Consider the following 912-nt stretch of genomic DNA (forward strand, 5'->3'; position numbering starts at 1 on the left):
GGTCAAGGGCTAAGCCTCTTCTCACCCTTTTCCGCTTTCATGGGGGGATGAGGCTTTTCGCCCTTCTCCTCTTCCTCTCCCTGGCCCTGGGCCAGACCCTCCTTCCCGCCCGCACCTTTGGCCTAGAGTTCCGGGAGGAGGGCGGGGCCTGGGTTTACGAGGGGGAGGGGGTGCGCCTGGTCTACGTGCCCGGGGTGGGCTGGGCGGAGCCTCCCCTGGAGCTGCCGCCTCCGGAAAGGGAGAGGCTTCCCCTCGAGGTCCTCAAAGCCCTGGGCTACTTCCAGGTCCCCGAGGCGGGGGCGCGCTATGGGGGCCAGGGACGCCTCTTCCGGCTGGTCTTGGACCTTCCCGCCCCCCACCTGGGAAGCCCGGAGGAAGGGGTGGGGAGGGGAAGCCTGGAGGTGGGCCTTCCCTACCTGGTCCCGGGCCTGCTGAGCGCTCCCTGGCCCCAGGGCCTGTCCGCCGAGGTGCGCCTCCTCCCCCGGGGCACCCGGCTCACCCTGAAGGCCCCGGGAAGCCTCCTCCGCTACCGGCTTTTCCCCCTGGAGAACCCGCCCAGGCTGGTCCTGGACCTCTACCTCCTCCTTCCCGAGGTGGAGGAGGCCTTGGCCCCGGGGGTCCGCTACCGGGAGGTCTACGCCTTCACGCCCGAGCCCCTGAGGCTTTACCTGGTGGAGGCGGAGAGGGGCCGCCTCCTCCCCGTGGGGACCCCCCTCAAGCGGGCCCTGCCCAAGGACCTGGCCCCGGATGCCCTGGCCGTCCTCAACGGGGGGTACTTTGACCCCAAGACGGGCGCCCCCATCGGCCTCTGGGTCCAGGACGGGGTCACGGTCTCCTACCCCTTTGGCCGGGTGGCCCTCATGTGGGATGGCTTCCAGTTCTTCCTGGGCCTTCCCCGGTTTGAGGCGGTGG

General features: G+C 70.5%; 1 pseudogene. It reads left to right on the top strand.

Annotated features, from left to right (window positions below):
• Nucleotides 1–47: 47 nt before the first annotated feature.
• Nucleotides 48–912, top strand: a pseudogene (locus BVI061214_RS00095) (phosphodiester glycosidase family protein); the annotation flags it as partial.

Source organism: Thermus aquaticus, assembly GCF_001280255.1.
Classification (GTDB): Bacteria; Deinococcota; Deinococci; order Deinococcales; family Thermaceae; genus Thermus; species Thermus aquaticus.